The organism is Ensifer sp. Root558 (genome assembly GCF_001427045.1).
Lineage (GTDB): Bacteria > Pseudomonadota > Alphaproteobacteria > Rhizobiales > Rhizobiaceae > Ensifer > Ensifer adhaerens.
The window spans coordinates 146142-163385 of the sequence record NZ_LMGC01000039.1 but is presented as its reverse complement, the minus strand read 5'-3'; the positions used below and the strand labels follow the sequence as shown (position 1 = coordinate 163385).

9 protein-coding genes are annotated in these 17244 nt (G+C 63.8%); 8 read left to right on the top strand and 1 reads right to left on the bottom strand.

Features of this window, described 5'->3' with window-relative positions; all coding sequences use genetic code 11:
* The first annotated feature begins 158 nt into the window (after positions 1-158).
* Positions 159-1976 carry a GGDEF domain-containing protein gene (locus ASD63_RS33675; RefSeq protein WP_064817010.1) on the top strand — a complete coding sequence of 606 codons (1818 nt, stop codon included), beginning with the start codon at positions 159-161 and terminating at the stop codon, positions 1974-1976.
* On the opposite strand, the gene ASD63_RS33670 is transcribed toward ASD63_RS33675, so the two are convergent.
* Complete coding sequence (locus tag ASD63_RS33670) at positions 1948-2859, bottom strand: LysR family transcriptional regulator (RefSeq protein ID WP_034786836.1); 912 nt, start codon at positions 2857-2859, stop codon at positions 1948-1950. The genes ASD63_RS33675 and ASD63_RS33670 overlap by 29 nt on opposite strands.
* 129 nt (positions 2860-2988) lie before the next feature.
* On the opposite strand from ASD63_RS33670, the gene ASD63_RS33665 reads away from it, so the two are divergent.
* The 7 genes from ASD63_RS33665 (at position 2989) to glgB (ending at position 17180) form a co-directional block, all read left to right on the top strand.
* Positions 2989-4023 (top strand): aldo/keto reductase, encoded by a 1035-nt coding sequence (locus ASD63_RS33665; protein WP_034786838.1) that lies wholly within the window; start codon positions 2989-2991, stop codon positions 4021-4023.
* A 162-nt stretch (positions 4024-4185) separates the two neighbouring features.
* A complete protein-coding gene (locus tag ASD63_RS33660) occupies positions 4186-7512 on the top strand; it encodes a transglutaminase family protein (RefSeq protein ID WP_034786839.1) in 3327 nt (1108 codons plus the stop codon).
* Positions 7513-9921, top strand: a complete 2409-nt coding sequence (locus tag ASD63_RS33655; RefSeq protein WP_034786842.1) for a circularly permuted type 2 ATP-grasp protein — start codon at positions 7513-7515, stop codon at positions 9919-9921.
* A gap of 2 nt (positions 9922-9923) precedes the next feature.
* On the top strand, positions 9924-10802 hold the full coding sequence (locus ASD63_RS33650) for a transglutaminase family protein (RefSeq protein ID WP_034786844.1): 879 nt from the start codon (positions 9924-9926) through the stop codon (positions 10800-10802).
* A gap of 136 nt (positions 10803-10938) precedes the next feature.
* Complete coding sequence (locus ASD63_RS33645) at positions 10939-12303, top strand: pilus assembly protein TadG-related protein (RefSeq protein ID WP_348272370.1); 1365 nt, start codon at positions 10939-10941, stop codon at positions 12301-12303.
* A gap of 204 nt (positions 12304-12507) precedes the next feature.
* Positions 12508-14973 carry a glycogen/starch/alpha-glucan phosphorylase gene (locus ASD63_RS33640; protein ID WP_089044955.1) on the top strand — a complete coding sequence of 822 codons (2466 nt, stop codon included), beginning with the start codon at positions 12508-12510 and terminating at the stop codon, positions 14971-14973.
* Positions 14970-17180, top strand: coding sequence for a 1,4-alpha-glucan branching protein GlgB (gene glgB, locus ASD63_RS33635; RefSeq protein WP_034786849.1), 2211 nt, complete (start codon positions 14970-14972; stop codon positions 17178-17180). The genes ASD63_RS33640 and glgB overlap by 4 nt, the downstream gene beginning before the upstream one ends.
* Positions 17181-17244 lie beyond the last annotated feature (64 nt).

Below are 17244 nucleotides of genomic sequence, written 5' to 3'. Positions count from 1 at the left end.
CCCTAGTATTTCAGGGTATTTCAAGCATATTTAACATCTTATACGATAGCAGGGGCGGCAAGCACACTGATTTCGGATGGGTTTCTTGTCGGGTGGCAAGAATTTGTCGCGATTGTCGAGCAGACGGGCGGCGACGTGAGTGGAGCAACTTCGCGCAAATGAGCAATAAGGGCAGCACCTATGCGTCCCCTCAGATGGGCGTAGGGGAAGCGCGTACGGCCAAGGCCCTGCGACGCAAGCTCCAATGGCTGGTGGCGATCGTCGTTGCCTGCACGGGCATTCTTGCGACCGAAATCATCGCCGCATCCTATAGCGACTTTGTCGTCGCGCGCCGCAACCTGACGGAAGTCATGGCCTTTTGCCGCGTCCTCGACGCCGCAAACTACCTCTCGGCCGAACGTGGCCCGTCCAACGGTGTGCTCGGCCTTGGCGTAGCGCCCGGCTCGACTGTCCAGGCGCGGCTGGCGGAGTTTCGTGCCCGCAGCGACGCGGCATTGGCTCAGATCACCGCCGACATCGACAATGCCAGCCGCTCCGAACCGGCCGGCGCGCTTTCGCCCATCCTGGTCGAGGTCCATCGTCGGCTGATACTCGCGCGTGCGGAAGTCGATCGCATTGCGGCCCTTCCGCCGGAACGGCGGAACCTTGCCGAAATCGAAGCGACGATCGAGGCCATGTTCGGCGTGATCGATGCGCTTCGCCCCGCGATCGACTGGAACATTCAGCGCCTGACCAACACCGACCCGAACCTTGCGGGCATTGCCCTTGCAGCCCAGATGCTTGCCAATCTGCGTGAGGACGGAGGGCGCCTCGGCTCGCACGTCATGGCGCCCGTTGCCGTCGGCAAGCCGCTCGCGATCAAGAATCTGGCCGACAGCGAGCGCACGCGCGGCAGGCTGCAGGAGGTCTGGGCGATCGTCGGCAAGCCGGGCGCGCTTCCAGGCTTGGATCCGTCGAAGATCGGCGATCTCGCCAAGATCGACCGCGAGTTCTTTGCCGAAGGTTTTGCAATCATCGACAACATCGTCGCCGTCGGTAAACGCTCGGGCGACTACCCGATGACCGCCGAACAGCTCACCGACCTTTTCGTCCCGAAGATGAAACCGCTCGAAGATCTGCGTCGCGCCTTCATGGATTCGACCGTCGAGCGCCTGTCCGCCAACAAGACCCGCGCGTCGATCAAGCTCGCCGTGGCGAGCCTTGCGACCTTCTCGCTCTTCCTGATGTTGCTGATCTTGATGCGGCGCGCCCGATCGCTGGTGTTCGAACCGCTGCTTCTTGCGCGCCACAGCATCATCGAGCTTGCCAATGATCGCCCGATCGCGCGCCTTCAGGGCAAGGGTGGAGAAGGCGAAATGGGGCGCCTGTTCGATGCGATCGACATCCTGCGCCAGCGCCTCGACGAGCGCACGTTGCTGATGCAGCATCTCGAACGCCAGGCGGAAACCGACGAACTGACCGGCCTGCTCAACCGCCGCGCGCTGGAGCTGATCGGCGGCGCGGAAGACACGGACGGCAAGGATCAGGACGCCTGTCTGATCCTGATGGACATCGACCATTTCAAGCAGATCAACGATACCCACGGCCATCTGATCGGCGACATCGTGCTTCAGGAAACCGCCCGCATCATCCGCAATTCCGTGCGCAATTCCGATCTCGTCGCCCGCTTCGGCGGTGAGGAGTTTGCCGTGATCACGCCCGGCGACAGCATCGAGTCCGCCCTTGCCCTTGCCGAAAGGATCAGGGTCAACCTCGCGCACGAACCGATCGTCCTTGCCGACGGACGGAAGCTGAACGTCACCGCCAGCTTTGGCGTGGCCGAGGGCCGCAGCGCGAACGGTGGCTGGAAGCACCTGATCGAACTTGCCGATAACGAGCTCTATCGCGCCAAGTCCGAGGGCCGCAATCGCGTCTGCGGCCAGCCGGCCGAAGCGACGCACCAGCCGTTCAAGGCGATGAAATCCGCGCGCGCTTAGCCAGGAAATCAAGTACCACCCGCACGCGCGCCGGCAGGGCTCCACCCTGCCCGTGGAACACCGCATGGAATGCCTCGATGTCGCCCGGGTTCAAGTGCTCGGCGACCGCCGTCAGCCGGCCGCAACGGATATCCTCCTTGACCGTAAACGTGGGCAGTCGCGCCAGCCCGACACCGGCGAGCGTAAGCTGGCGCAAACCCTCGCCGTCGCTCACGCGGACCTGCTCCGTCGGCGCCAGCGTGAAAGGCTCCCCGTTCGACAGGAGCGGCCAACCATCGATCGAACGCGCATAGCTATGGCTCAGCCTGTTCATCGCTTCGAGGTCGCCGACACTCTCGGGCATGCCGAACCGTTGAAGATAGGACGGCGCGCCCACGATCGTCATCGACGTGCTGCCGAGCTTGCGGGCGATCAGGCTCGAAGACTTCAGAGGACCGGCGCGCACGGCGATGTCGGCCCGCTCCGCCATCAGATCGACCACGGCGTCGGTCTGCAGGATATCGAGCGAGACCGATGGAAAGGCCGAGAGAAACTCCGGCAGCACCGGCATCAGCACATGCACCGCATAGGAAGCGCTGACGTTTAGCCGCACGCGGCCCTCGGGCGTTTCGCCTGAACCCGCCTCGCGCTCCGCCTCGTCGATATCGGCAAGGATGCGCACCGCCCGCTCATAGAAGGCACAGCCTTCCGCCGTCAGCTGCAGCCGCCGCGTCGAGCGGTTGATGAGCCGGACGCCGAGCCTTTCCTCCAGCCTCTGCACGAGCTTGCTGACGGCCGAGGGTGTCATGCAGCAGACCTTTGCGGCGGCCGAAAAGCCGCCGAGCTCCACCGCCTTGGCGAAAACCGCCATCTCCCCCGAACGGTTGATAGACAAGCGCGACATGTGACTTCAACTCACAAATGATGTTCTTTCATCCGGTCTACATCGCAAATGGCTGCGATACCACCTTCTCCTGGTGGGCGAGCGGACTTCCGCTCTCGCAAAGACAAAACCAACGAGGAGTTTGACGACATGGAATACAGACGGCTTGGATCATCGGGACTGAAAGTGCCTGCCTTGAGCTTCGGCGCCGGCACCTTCGGCGGCAAGGGGCCGCTCTTCAGCGCCTGGGGCAACAGCGACGCCGCGGAAGCCCGGCGGCTGATCGACATCTCGCTCGAAGCCGGCGTCAATCTCTTCGATACCGCAGACGTTTACTCCGACGGTGCGTCCGAGAGCGTGCTCGGCGCGGCCATCAAGGGCCGGCGTGATGCCGTGCTTCTCTCCACCAAGATGGCATTGCCGATGGGCGACGGACCGAACGACGCCGGCACGTCGCGCACGCGTCTCGTCAAGGGCGTCGACGATGCCTTGAAGCGGCTCGGCACCGACTACATCGACCTTTTGCAACTGCACGCCTTCGACGCGGGAACGCCGGTCGAGGAGGTGCTTTCGACACTCGACAGTCTGGTTGCCGCCGGCAAGCTGCGCTACGTCGGTGCCTCAAACTTTGCCGGCTGGCAATTGATGAAATCGCTGGCTGTCTCGGAGAAGCACGGCCTCGTGCGCCACGTCGCCCACCAGGTCTACTATTCGCTGGTTGGACGCGACTACGAATGGGAACTGATGCCGCTGGGCGCCGACCAAGGCGTCGGCGCTCTTGTCTGGAGCCCGCTCGGCTGGGGACGTCTCACCGGCAAGATCCGCCGCGGCAAGCCGTGGCCCGAAGGCAGCCGCCTGCACGACACCGCGGCCTTCGGCCCACCGGTCGATGATGAGAAGCTCTACGATGTCGTCGACGTGCTCGACCAGCTCGCGGAGGAAACCGGCAAGACGATCCCTCAGATCGCCATCAACTGGCTGCTGCAGCGCCCGACGGTCTCGAGCGTCATCATCGGCGCCCGCAACGAGGAGCAGCTTCGCCAGAACCTCGGCGCCGTCGGCTGGTCGTTGTCAGCGGACCAGATCGCCCGACTCGACGCGGCGAGCCGAACGACGCCGGCCTACCCCTACTTCCCCTACTACCGCCAGGAGGGTTTTGCCCGCATCAATCCGCCGATCGTCTGACCGAGGATGGCCAATGTTTCGCACGCCCGTCCGGGCGTGCGAATGCGTTGCGCCGCCCTGATTTTCTGCGGGCGCTTTCGCGCTTGCATTCTCGATTTGCATTGCACAAACTTCGTGGCGATGGGGGGCGTCAGACCCGCCACGAAGGGGATCAAATCCGGCATGTCGATCAAGGCCAGTATCTATCACCTGACCCACTATATCTATGACCGTCCCGTAAGCCTCTCGCCGCAGATCATCCGGCTGAAGCCCGCTGCCCATTCCAAGACCAAGGTCATCAGCCACTCGCTGAAGGTTTCGCCCGGCAACCATTTCGTCAACCTGCAGCAGGACCCCTACGGCAACTACCTCGCCCGTTTCGTCTTTCCCGATCCGGTGAGCGAGCTGAAAATCGAAGTCGATCTCGTCGCCGACATGACCGTCTACAACCCCTTTGACTTTTTCGTCGAGGAAGAGGCCGAACATTGGCCCTTCCCCTACCCCGAGGATCTCAGCGACGATCTCCGGATCTATATGACGCCGGAGCCGCTCGGCCCGGCGCTCTCCGCCTTCATGGCAACGGTCGACCGTTCCCGCCAGCGCACCATAGACATGGTCGTCGGGCTCAACGCACGCCTGCAGAAGGAAGTCGGCTATGTGATCCGCATGGAGCCGGGCGTGCAGGACCCGGAGCAGACGCTGACATCGGCAAGAGGATCCTGCCGCGATTCCAGCTGGCTGCTCGTACAGATCCTGCGCAATCTCGGCTTCGCCGCCCGCTTCGTCTCCGGCTATCTCATTCAGCTGACGCCGGATCTGAAAGCCCTCGACGGCCCCTCCGGCACCGACCACGACTTCACCGACCTGCATGCCTGGGCCGAAGTCTACCTGCCCGGCGCCGGCTGGGTCGGGCTCGACCCGACCTCGGGCCTGCTGACCGGCGAGAGCCACATTCCGCTTGCCGCAACGCCCCATTACCGCAACGCCGCGCCGATCTCCGGAGAATTTTTCGGCGATCCCGAGACCCGCACCGACTTCGCTTTCGACATGAAGGTGAGGCGCGTCGCCGAGCACCCGCGCATCACCAAACCCTTCTCCGACGAAAGCTGGGATGCGCTGAATGCACTCGGCGGGAAGGTTGACCGGGAGCTTGAGGAAAACGACATCCGCCTGACGATGGGCGGCGAGCCGACCTTCGTTGCGATCGACGACTTCGAGTCCGAGGAATGGAACACGGAGGCCGTCGGACCAACCAAGCGCGAGAAGGCCGACACACTGATCCGCCGGCTGCGCGAACGCTTCGCCCCCGGTGGCTTCCTGCATTATGGCCAGGGCAAATGGTATCCGGGCGAAACCCTGCCGCGCTGGACCTTCTCCCTCTACTGGCGCAAGGACGGCGTGCCGATCTGGCGCCGGCCGGACCTGATCGCCGAGGAGACCAGCCGCCACGACGTGACGGTAGCGGATGCCGAACGCCTGCTGCATCTGGTCGCAGGCGAATTGAGCCTGCCGACCGAAATGGTCGTGCCGGCCTTCGAAGACCCGGCCGACTGGCTGCTGAAGGAGGCAAACCTCCCCGACAACGTCGATCCTGCCAACTCCAAGCTGAAGGATCCCGAGGAGCGCAGCCGCATGGCCCGCGTGTTCGAGCGCGGCCTGACGGCGCCGACCGGCTATGTTCTGCCGGTGCAAGCCTGGAACGCGCGCGCCACCGGCGTGAAGTGGATGAGCGAGAAATGGCAGACGCGCCGTGGCCGCATCTTCCTCGTTCCCGGCGACAGCGCCGTCGGCTATCGCCTTCCGCTCGGCGCCCTACCCTATGTCGCGCCCTCCGCTTACCCCTATATCCATCCGGTCGATCCGACGGTCCCGCGCGACGATTTGCCGGACTTCAGCGAAAGCAGCGCCCGCACGCAGCATGCACGCTTCCAGGCCTCGGAAGTTCCGGAAACGCCGCTCCCGGCGCCGCGCGACGAGATCGCCGGACTGGTGCGCACCGCCATCAGCGTCGAGCCGCGCGACGGCCGGCTCTGCGTCTTCATGCCGCCGACGACCAGCGTCGAGGAGTATCTCGATCTGATCGCGTCTGCGGAGCGCGCTGCCGCTGCGATCGGCCTGCCCGTGCACATCGAAGGCTATGCACCGCCGCAGGACGAGCGCATCAACGTCATCCGCGTTGCGCCGGACCCGGGCGTCATCGAGGTCAACATTCATCCGGCCGCCCATTGGCAGGACTGCGTCGATATCACCACGGCGATCTACGAGGAGGCGCGCCAGAGCCGGCTCGGTGCCGACAAGTTCATGATCGACGGCCGTCACACCGGCACCGGCGGCGGCAATCACGTGGTCGTCGGCGGCGCCAATCCGAATGACAGCCCGTTCCTGCGCCGCCCGGATCTGCTAAAAAGCATGGTGCTGCACTGGCAGCGGCATCCCTCGCTCTCCTACCTGTTCTCCGGCCTCTTCATCGGCCCGACCTCGCAGGCGCCGCGTATCGACGAAGCCCGGCACGACCAGCTCTATGAACTCGAAATCGCCCTGGCGCAGGTGCCGATGCCGGGCTCTGCAACGCCGCCGCCCCTGCCCTGGCTCGTCGACCGGCTGTTCCGCAACCTGCTCGTCGATGTCACCGGCAACACCCATCGGGCGGAGATCTGCATCGACAAGCTGTTTTCGCCTGACGGGCCCACCGGCCGCCTCGGCCTCGTCGAGTTCCGCGGTTTCGAGATGCCGCCGAACGCCCGCATGTCGCTTGCCCAGCAATTGCTGGTGCGCGCCCTCATCGCCCGTTTCTGGAAACACCCGGTCGACGGTCGCTTCGTGCGCTGGGGCACAGCTTTGCACGATCGTTTCATGCTGCCGCATCACGTCTGGCAGGATTTTCTCGACGTGCTCGCCGATCTCCGGGCGCATGGCTTCGATCTGAAGCCGGAATGGTTCGAGGCCCAGCTCGAGTTCCGCTTCCCCTTCTGCGGCGAGGTCGAATACGAGGGGGCAAAGCTCGAAATCCGTCAGGCGCTCGAACCCTGGCACGTGATGGGCGAACAGGGCGCGATCGGCGGCACCGTGCGCTATGTCGACAGCTCGATCGAACGGCTGCAGGTCAAGCTCGATACCGCCAATCCCGAGCGATATACGGTCGCCTGCAACGGTCGGCCCTTGCCGCTCACACGCACTGGTTCGAATGGCACGGCGGTGGCCGGCGTCCGCTACAAGGCGTGGCAGCCGGCCTCAGGGCTACACCCGGTGCTACCGGTCAACACTCCCCTTACATTCGATATCTATGATACATGGTCGAATCGGGCGATCGGCGGCTGCATCTACCATGTCGCCCACCCGGGTGGGCGCCACTACGACACGTTTCCGGTCAACGGCAACGAGGCGGAGGCGCGACGCCTGGCGCGGTTCGAGCCTTGGGGCCATACGCCGGGAGGCTATCCGCTGCGCCCCGAAAGCCCGTCGACGGAATTCCCGATGACGCTTGATCTCAGGCGTCCACCAGGAGCGTAAATGCCGAAGAAGCAGACAGCGGCCGCAAACCATCCGGGCACCGACGACGATCCGGTCTTCGGCTACCGTGCCCTACCGGGCATTGCCGACGAAATGCTCGACCAGGAGGGCAATGTCCGCCCGGTCTGGCAGCGGCTGCTCGCGACGCTTGGGCGGCTCGACGAGACCGAACTTGCCAACCGCTTCGCGCGCGCCGACCGCTATCTGCGCGACGCCGGCGTGTTCTATCGCGTCTATGGCGCCAAGGAGAGTTCCGAGCGAAGCTGGCCGCTGTCGCACATTCCGGTTCTGATCGACGAAAAGGAATGGGCGCACGTCTCGCAAGGCCTCGTGCAGCGCGCCGAACTTCTGGAAAAGGTGGTCGCCGACATCTATGGCGAGAACCGGCTGGTGCGCGAAGGGCTGTTGCCGCCGGCGCTCGTCGCCTCCAATCCGGAGTTCCTGCGCCCGCTCGTCGGCGTCAAACCGGCCGACGGCCACTTCCTGCATTTCGTCTCCTTCGAGATCGGCCGTGGCCCCGACGGTAACTGGTGGGTCCTGTCCGATCGCACCGAGGCACCTTCGGGCGCCGGCTTCGCCCTGGAGAACCGGGTCGCGACCACGCGTGCCTTCTCCAATCTTTATGCCGAAAGCCACGTCCACCGGCTGGCCGGCTTCTTTGGCGAGTTCCGCGACACGCTGCAGAGCCGCCGGCTGCACCCGGACGACCGCATCGCCGTTCTTTCGCCGGGGATCGCCAACGAGACCTATTTCGAACATGCCTATATCGCCCGCTATCTGGGCTTCATGCTGCTTGAAGGCGAGGATCTGACCGTGCTCGGCGGCCGGGTGATGGTGCGCACCGTCGCCGGCCTCAAGCCCATCGGCGTGCTCTGGCGTCGTCTCGACGCGGCCTTTGCCGATCCGCTCGAGCTCAATCAGTCCTCGCATATCGGCACACCCGGCATTGTCGAGGCGCTCAGGGCCGGCTCGGTCTCAATCGTGAACGCGCTCGGCACCGGCATCGTCGAAACCCGCGCCTTCCTCGCTTTCATGCCGGCGATCTGCCGCCATCTGCTGGGCGAGGAACAGAAGCTGCCCTCGATCGCCACCTGGTGGTGCGGCCAAGGCGCCGAACGCGAACAGGTCGCCGCCAACCTCGACCGCATGGTCATCGGCCCCGCCTACCAGACCCGCCCTTTCTTCGACGACAATGGCCAGTCGGTACTCGGCCGTACGCTTGATGAGAAGGCTCGAGCCTCGATCGCAGATTGGCTTAGCGCCGAGGGCGGCAAGCTCGTGGGCCAGGAGGTGGTCACGCTCTCGACCACCCCTGCCTGGGTGCGCGGGCGGCTGACGCCGCGGCCGATGAGCCTGCGGGTGTTTGCGGCACGCACCCGCGACGGCTGGCAGATTATGCCAGGCGGCTTTGCCCGCATCGGCTCCGGCGACGATGTCGCCGCGATCGCGATGCAGGCGGGCGGCACCGCCGCCGATGTCTGGATCGTCAGCGACCGACCGGTCGAGCGCACGACGCTGCTTCCGGCCGAGGAAAGTTTCACCCGCAACATGCCGGGAAGCCTGCCGAGCCGGGCGGCCGACAATCTCTTCTGGCTCGGCCGCTATATCGAGCGTGCGGAAGGGGCGCTACGCATCCTGCGCGCCTGGCACGGCCGCTTCGCCGAAACCGCCGATCCGGACCTGCCGCTCCTTAAGGATGTCGGCGACTATCTCGCAGCCCTCGACATCGATGCGCGCCAGCCTGTGCCCGACAGCCTGCTCGCCAATATCGCAAGCGCCCTCTTCAGCGCCGGCAACATCCGCGACCGGTTCTCGCCGGACGGCTGGCTGGCACTGAACGACCTGTCGCAGACGGCGCGCAAGTTCCACGCGACGGTGCAGGCCGGCGACGACGCGACCCGCGCGATCACCGTGCTCCTGCGCAAGCTCGCCGGCTTTGCCGGTCTCGTGCATGAAAACATGTACCGCTTCACCGGCTGGCGCTTCCTTTCGATCGGCCGCTATATCGAGCGCGGCCTGCACATGACCCGGCTGCTCGGCCACATGTCGGGGCCGGATGCGCCCGATGGCGCCTATGACATGCTGCTCGAAATCGGCGACAGCGTCATGACCCATCGCCGGCGCTACAATGTCAGCACCGCCGCCTTGACGGTCACCGACCTCCTGGCGCTCGATCCGCTCAATCCGCGCTCGGTGCTTTACCAGTTGAATGAGATCAAGACCGAGGTCGAGCTGTTGCCGAACGCCTTCGTCAACGGCCAGATGTCCTCCTTCTACCGCGAGGCGATGCGGCTGCATTCGGGCCTGGCGGTGATGACACCGGAAGCCATGAACCTCGGCGTCTACAATCGGTTGGAGCGGGATCTCGAAAGCCTGTCCGATCTGCTCGCGCGCACCTATCTCGGCTAGCCATGCTTTACGACATCAGCCTGAAGATCATCTATGACTACGAAGTGCCGGTGTCCGGCGGCCGCCACCTCGTGCGCGTGCTGCCGGCGACGCTGCCCGGTCGCCAACGTCTCGTCGTCGGCTCGCTCAGCTGCCATCCCATGCCGGCCGAACGTACCGAGAGCATCGACTTCTTCGCCAACCCGTTTACGTCGATTCTCTTTCGCAACTCGCATGCAGACCTGACGATCCGCATGCAGGCGCGCGTGCAGGTGGAAGCACAGGCCCTGACCGCGGACTTCTCCCCTGACCTCACCGGCCTGCCGGCCGAGCTTGCGGCCTGCTGGTCCGTCGATGCCGACGCGCCGCATCACTTCGCCGGCCCGAGCCCACTCTTGCCCGAGGTCGCCGACATTGCCGCCTACGCGCGTGACACCATTACCGACACGATGACCGTGCGCCAGATCGCCGTTGCACTGTGTGACCGCATCCATCGCGACTTCGCCTATGACGGCGAGGCGACGACCGTGAACACGACGCCGGCAGAAGCGTTCAAGCTCAAGCGCGGCGTCTGCCAGGATTTCGCCCATGTCATGATCGTGGCGCTCAGAAGCCTCGGCATCCCTGCCGGCTATGTTAGCGGTTTCCTAAGGACGATCCCTCCGCCCGGCAAGGAGCGCCTGGAGGGGGCCGATGCCATGCACGCCTGGGTGCGCGTCTGGTGCGGCACAACCGGTGGGTGGCTCGAACTCGATCCGACCAACAATATTCCGGCTGGAACCGACCATATCGTCGTCGGCCATGGCCGCGACTACGGCGATGTCGCGCCCGTCATCGGGGTCCTGAAAAGCTACGGCAGCCAAACGACGAAACAGGCGGTCGACGTCATTCCGGTACCGTGACCCGATTTGGCACAGGCCGATTCCCGCTTCGGAACAGACAGGGTGCCGCAGAACCCCTTACAACAACCGGTTTTCCGGCAATCCATTAAAATTGCAAGGATTGCCGGAACGATATCGTAAGCCATCGCCGCTATTGATGCCCCCAAGCTTGCAACGTGTTCCTTTGGGGTGTGCAAAGATGGGAAGACGATACACGGTAGGCCGGTCCTTCGTAGCTATGCTCAAGGACCGGGGTGGCAATTTTGGCATCATGGCAGCACTCGCGGCGCCATTGGTGTTGGCAGCCGGCGGCGTCGCCGTCGATCTGGCCACCATGATGACGACGAAAAACCAGATGCAGGATGCAGCCGACGCGGCAGCACTTGCGGCTGCGTCCGCACTCGTTGCAAACAAGGATACCCTGGCGACCGAGAAGGCCAAGGAAATCGCCTTGAACTTCCTGAAGGCGCAGTCGGGCGCAAGCTCGACCGATCTGCCCGGTGGAGCCGGCGGCAGCGACCCGGGCACCAGCAGCGCTTCCGCGGGCGGCGTGACCGACCCGACGGAGACCCAGGTTCAGCCGACGGTCGACATCGTCATGACGACTGTCGGCAAGAGCGACAAGGCCTTCAAGGTCACGATCGTCAACAAGCAGACAATTCAGCTCAACCCCATGACGCGGTTGCTCGGACAGAAGTCCGTCAATCTGGAAACGGTAGCCGTTGCCGAGAGCGCGACGGAAACCAAGAACGCCATGTCGATGTATCTCGTGCTCGACCGCTCGGGCTCGATGGCCTTCGTGACGAATGTGAAGGACGAGAAGCGCACCAAGTGCAAGAACTGGACGGCGGAGAACTGGGGCAAGAGCATCTCTGAGACCAGCCCTTGCATGATCGACAAGATCACGACCTTGAAATCCGCGGTTGAGACGCTGCTGAAGCCACTCACCGAGATGGACCCCGACAACAAGTATGTCCGTGTCGGCGCTGTTTCCTATAGCAGCTCCATCTTCCCGGAAGAGAAACTGGCCTGGGGCACGACGAAGGCCAGTACCTACGTCAAGAACCTGGAGGCGAACGGCGGCACGGATTCGAGCGGCGCTTTCGCCAAGGCCGTCACGGATCTGAAGCTCAAGGGCGAAAACGACGCGCACACGGCTTCCAACGGCCTGACGCCGAAAAAGTACATCGTCTTCATGACCGATGGGGCGAACACACATTTCGAAGGAAAGGCGTTGACCATCCCGGCGGCGCCAAAGCCGGAACCGGAACTCGACAAGTACAAAGCCCAGGATTCCAAATCCGACACGGCAACGCTCAAGGCGTGCCAGGATGCCAAGGACGCCGGCATTCGCGTCTTCACCATCGCCTTCATGGCGCCGATCCAGGGAAAATCGGTGCTCAGCCGATGCGCCAGCAGCACAGCCGACTACAAGTCGCCGGAAGATGCCGCAGCTCTGGTCAAGGTTTTCGGTGAAATCGGCGCCACCACCTCGGGCAAGATGGCACGCCTGACAAGGTAAGACAGACCACATCGCTGACGATGCCGCCCGGCCCCGCCGGGCGGCATTTTGCGTTTCGGCGGGATACGTTCTCCACCGTCTGAGACAAGTCTAATCCATTTAAAAACATCTGTTGCAAGCGCTTCGGATCGATGCATAAATTGGCTTTATCCCCGGTCGGGTCCGGCCTGCGATCTCCCAACGCAAAAGGGTAAAGACAGTTTCATGATGAACAGGCTCTCCACCAACGACGTGCCGCAGCCCGCCCCAAGGTCGTCTGAACCTAGCCAGCTCGCCGTCGAAATCCTCGAACGTCTGAAGTACCGCATCGGCAAGGACCCGAAGGTCGCCAAGCCCCATGACTGGCTGACGGCGGCGATCCTGGTTGCGCGTGACCGCATCACCGACAAGTGGATGGACTCCACCCGCAAGACCTACGCAACCGGCGCCAAGCGCGTTTATTATCTCTCGCTCGAATTCCTCATCGGCCGGCTGATGCGCGATGCGATGACCAATATCGGCCTGATGGACGAGATGCGCGACGCACTCGCCTCCCTCGGCGTCGATATCGATGTCGTCGCCCAGCTCGAGCCGGATGCGGCCCTCGGCAATGGCGGTCTCGGACGGCTGGCTGCCTGTTTCATGGAATCGATGGCGACCGTCGACGTACCCGCCTATGGCTACGGCATCCGCTACATGCATGGCCTCTTCCGCCAGCAGATGGCCGATGGCTGGCAGGTGGAACTACCCGAAACCTGGCTTGCCCACGGCAACCCCTGGGAATTCGAACGCCGCGAAAGCTCTTACGAAATCGGCTTCGGCGGCGTGGTCGAAACCGCCAATGTCGACGAGGAAATCCAGCGTTTCGTGTGGAAACCGGCCGAGCGCGTCATCGCCACCGCCTTCGACACGCCCGCCGTCGGCTGGCGGGCAAAACGCGTCAACACGCTGCGCTTGTGGACCGCGCAGCCGATTGACCCGATCCTGCTGGCCGCCTTCAACGCCGGCGACCACATCGGCGCCCTTCGCGAAAGCAACAAGGCGGAAAGCCTGACGCGTGTTCTCTATCCGGCCGACGCGACGCCAGCGGGCCAGGAGCTGCGCCTACGCCAGGAATACTTCTTTTCCTCGGCCTCGCTGCAGGACATCCTGCGCCGTCACCTGCAGCAATACCCGGACTTCAACTCGCTGCCGGACGCCGTCGCCATCCAGCTCAATGACACCCATCCAGCCATTTCCATTGCCGAACTGGTGCGGCTCTTGACCGACCTGCACGGCCTCGATTTCGAGCAGGCCTGGGACATCACCCGCCGCACGATCTCCTACACCAACCACACGCTTCTGCCCGAAGCGCTCGAAAGCTGGCCGGTACCGCTGATCGAGCGCCTGCTGCCGCGCCACATGCAGATCGTCTATGCGATCAACGCCAAGATCCTGATCGAGGCCCGCCGCCAGAAGGGCGCCACGGACGACGAAATCCGCAACATCTCGCTGATCGACGAAAGCGGCGAACGACGCGTGCGCATGGGCAATCTCGCCTTTGTCGGCTCGCACTCGATCAACGGCGTTTCGGCACTGCACACCGAGCTGATGAAGGAAACGGTGTTTGCCGACCTGCACAAGCTCTACCCGGACCGCATCAACAACAAGACCAACGGCATTACGCCGCGCCGCTGGCTGATGCAGTGCAATCCCGGTCTCTTCGGACTGATCCGCGACGCGATCGGCGACGAGTTCATGGACAATACCGAGGCGCTGCAGGCGCTCGACGTCTTCGCCGACAAGGCGGACTTCCAGGAACATTTCGCCGCGGTCAAACGCGCCAACAAGGTGCGCCTCGCGCAGCTCGTGCAGAGCCGCCTCGGCATCCGGCTCGATCCGTCGGCGATGTTCGACATCCAGATCAAGCGCATCCACGAGTACAAGCGCCAGCTCCTCAACATCATCGAGGCGGTGGCGCTCTACGACCAGATCCGCTCCCATCCGGAGCTCGACTGGGTGCCGCGCGTCAAGCTCTTTGCCGGCAAGGCGGCGCCGAGCTATCACAATGCCAAGCTGATCATCAAACTGGCCAACGACGTCGCCCGTGTCGTCAACAACGATCCGGCGGTGCGCGGCCTCCTGAAGATCGTCTTCGTGCCGAACTACAACGTCTCGCTCGCCGAGATCATGGTTCCGGCTGCCGACCTTTCCGAGCAGATCTCGACGGCCGGCATGGAAGCATCGGGCACCGGCAACATGAAGTTCGCGCTGAACGGCGCCTTGACGATCGGTACGCTCGACGGCGCCAATGTCGAAATGCGCGACTGGATCGGCGAGGAAAACATCAAGATCTTCGGCATGACCGCCGAAGAGGTGACCAGGGCACGAGCCGAAGGTCACAACCCGCGCGCCATCATCGAAGGCTCGCGCGAGCTGTCGCAGGCGCTGCAGGCGATTGCGTCCGGCGTGTTCTCGCCCGATGACCGCAATCGCTTCGCAAGCCTCGTCGAAGGTCTCTACAATCACGACTGGTTCATGGTCGCTGCCGATTTCGAAGCCTACGCCAAGGCGCAGCGCGAGCTCGACCAGCTCTGGACGACGCCGTCCGACTGGCACGCGCAGGCAATCCGCAACACCGCAAGGATGGGCTGGTTCTCGTCCGATCGCACCATCCGGCAATATGCCGGGGAAATCTGGAGAGCTGGATGACGCCCTCGGCCGGCAAGGACCCGGAACCCGCAGCTTCAGGTCTGCTGTCAGCCCCGGATATCGCGGCCATCCTCAAGGGCACGCATGACGACCCCTTTGCGGTTCTTGGCGTGCACCCCGTCGGCAAGACCGTCCTTGCCCGCTGCTTCATCCCCGATGCCGAGACGGTGACGGTCGAAACGCTCTCGGGCAAGGACCTGGGGGCGATCGAACGGCGCGACGATGCCGGCTTCTTCGAAGGCCCGGTGGCGCTGAAGAAGCCACAGCCCGTCCGCTACCGCGCCCGCAATCAGGGCGGCGAATGGGTGGTCGTTGATCCCTACAGCTTCGGTCCGGTTCTCGGGCCGATGGACGATTATTACATTCGCGAAGGCTCGCATCTCAGGCTCTTCGACAAGATGGGGGCGCACCCGATCGAGCATGACGGTGCCAGCGGCTACCATTTCGCCGTCTGGGCACCCAATGCGAAGCGTGTTTCGGTCGTCGGCCAGTTCAACGACTGGGACGGCCGTCGCCACGTCATGCGGTTGCGCACCGACACCGGCATCTGGGAAATCTTCATTCCCGGCGTCGATGCGGGCCTTGTCTACAAGTACGAGATCCTCGACCGCAACGGCACGCGTCTGCCGCTCAAGGCCGATCCCTTTGCCCGGCGCTCCGAACTACGCCCGAACACGGCCTCGATGACCACGCCGGAAATCGCGCAGACCTGGGACGACGAGGCACACCGCAAGCATTGGGCCTCGGCCGACGCAAGACGGCAACCGATCTCGATCTACGAAGTGCACGCCGGTTCCTGGCAGCGCCGCGACAATGGCGAGATGCTCTCCTGGGACGAGCTTGCCGACCGGCTGATCCCCTACTGCGTCGACATGGGCTTTACTCATATCGAGTTTCTGCCGATCTCGGAGTTTCCTTTCGACCCCTCCTGGGGCTACCAGACAACCGGTCTTTATGCGCCGACCGCCCGTTTCGGCGAGCCCGAAGGTTTTGCCCGCTTCGTCAACGGCTGCCACAAGGTCGGCATCGGCGTCATCCTCGACTGGGTGCCGGCGCATTTCCCGACCGACGAGCACGGCCTGCGCTGGTTCGACGGCACCGCACTCTACGAACACGAGGATCCGCGCCAAGGCTTCCACCCCGACTGGAACACGGCGATTTACAATTTCGGCCGCCAGGAAGTGCTGTCGTTCCTCGTCAACAATGCGCTCTACTGGGCGGAAAAATTCCATGTCGACGGCCTGCGCGTCGATGCGGTCGCCTCGATGCTCTACCTCGACTACTCGCGCAAGCACGGCGAGTGGGTGCCGAACGAATATGGCGGCAACGAGAACCTCGAGGCCGTCCGTTTCCTGCAGACGCTGAACACGGAAATATACGGCTCTCACAAGGGTATCCTGACGATCGCCGAGGAATCGACCTCCTGGCCGAAGGTCTCCCATCCGGTCCATGCGGGGGGTCTCGGGTTCGGCTTCAAGTGGAACATGGGCTTCATGCACGACACGCTGCAATATCTGTCGCGCGAGCCGGTGCACCGCAAGTTCCACCACAACGACCTGACATTCGGCCTGCTTTATGCCTTCAACGAGAACTTCGTGCTGCCGCTGTCCCATGACGAGGTCGTGCACGGCAAGGGCTCGCTGATCGCCAAGATGGCCGGCGACGACTGGCAGAAGTTCGCCAATCTCCGGGCCTACTACGCCTTCATGTGGGGCTATCCCGGCAAGAAGCTCTTGTTCATGGGTCAGGAGTTCGCGCAATGGCGCGAATGGTCCGAGGATCGGGCGCTCGACTGGAACCTGCTCGAATACCATCTGCACGAGGGCATGCGACGGCTGGTGCGTGACTTGAACGGCACCTACCGCGCCAAGCCGGCGCTGCATGCGCGCGATTGCGAAGGCGAAGGTTTCGAATGGCTGCTGGCCGACGACCGCGACAACTCGGTCTTTGCCTGGCTGCGCAAGGCGCCCGGCGAAAAACTGGTCGCCGTCATCACCAATTTCACCCCCGTCTACCGGGAAAGCTACGCCATCCCGCTGCCGGTCAAGGGTCGCTGGAAGGAGATCCTCAACAGCGACGCGGAAATCTATGGAGGAAGCGGCAAGGGCAATGGCGGCGCGGTTTTTGCCGAGAAGAACAGCACGGGAGCGATCATGGCCAACATCACCCTGCCGCCGCTCGCGACACTGATGCTGGAACAGGAGTAATTTATCCGACCCGCCAGCCGAAGGCGGCGGAAGACTGCAAATATCGAGGGCCGCAAGGCGTCGC

What these genes read in the sequence shown, in the direction of transcription:
- ASD63_RS33675 (WP_064817010.1), top strand. Translation starts at nt 159, where the DNA reads ATGAGCAATAAGGGCAGCACCTATGCGTCCCCTCAGATGGGCGTAGGG.
- ASD63_RS33670 (WP_034786836.1), bottom strand. Translation starts at nt 2,859, where the DNA reads ATGTCGCGCTTGTCTATCAACCGTTCGGGGGAGATGGCGGTTTTCGCC.
- ASD63_RS33665 (WP_034786838.1), top strand. Translation starts at nt 2,989, where the DNA reads ATGGAATACAGACGGCTTGGATCATCGGGACTGAAAGTGCCTGCCTTG.
- ASD63_RS33660 (WP_034786839.1), top strand. Translation starts at nt 4,186, where the DNA reads ATGTCGATCAAGGCCAGTATCTATCACCTGACCCACTATATCTATGAC.
- ASD63_RS33655 (WP_034786842.1), top strand. Translation starts at nt 7,513, where the DNA reads ATGCCGAAGAAGCAGACAGCGGCCGCAAACCATCCGGGCACCGACGAC.
- ASD63_RS33650 (WP_034786844.1), top strand. Translation starts at nt 9,924, where the DNA reads ATGCTTTACGACATCAGCCTGAAGATCATCTATGACTACGAAGTGCCG.
- ASD63_RS33645 (WP_348272370.1), top strand. Translation starts at nt 10,939, where the DNA reads ATGCCCCCAAGCTTGCAACGTGTTCCTTTGGGGTGTGCAAAGATGGGA.
- ASD63_RS33640 (WP_089044955.1), top strand. Translation starts at nt 12,508, where the DNA reads ATGATGAACAGGCTCTCCACCAACGACGTGCCGCAGCCCGCCCCAAGG.
- glgB (WP_034786849.1), top strand. Translation starts at nt 14,970, where the DNA reads ATGACGCCCTCGGCCGGCAAGGACCCGGAACCCGCAGCTTCAGGTCTG.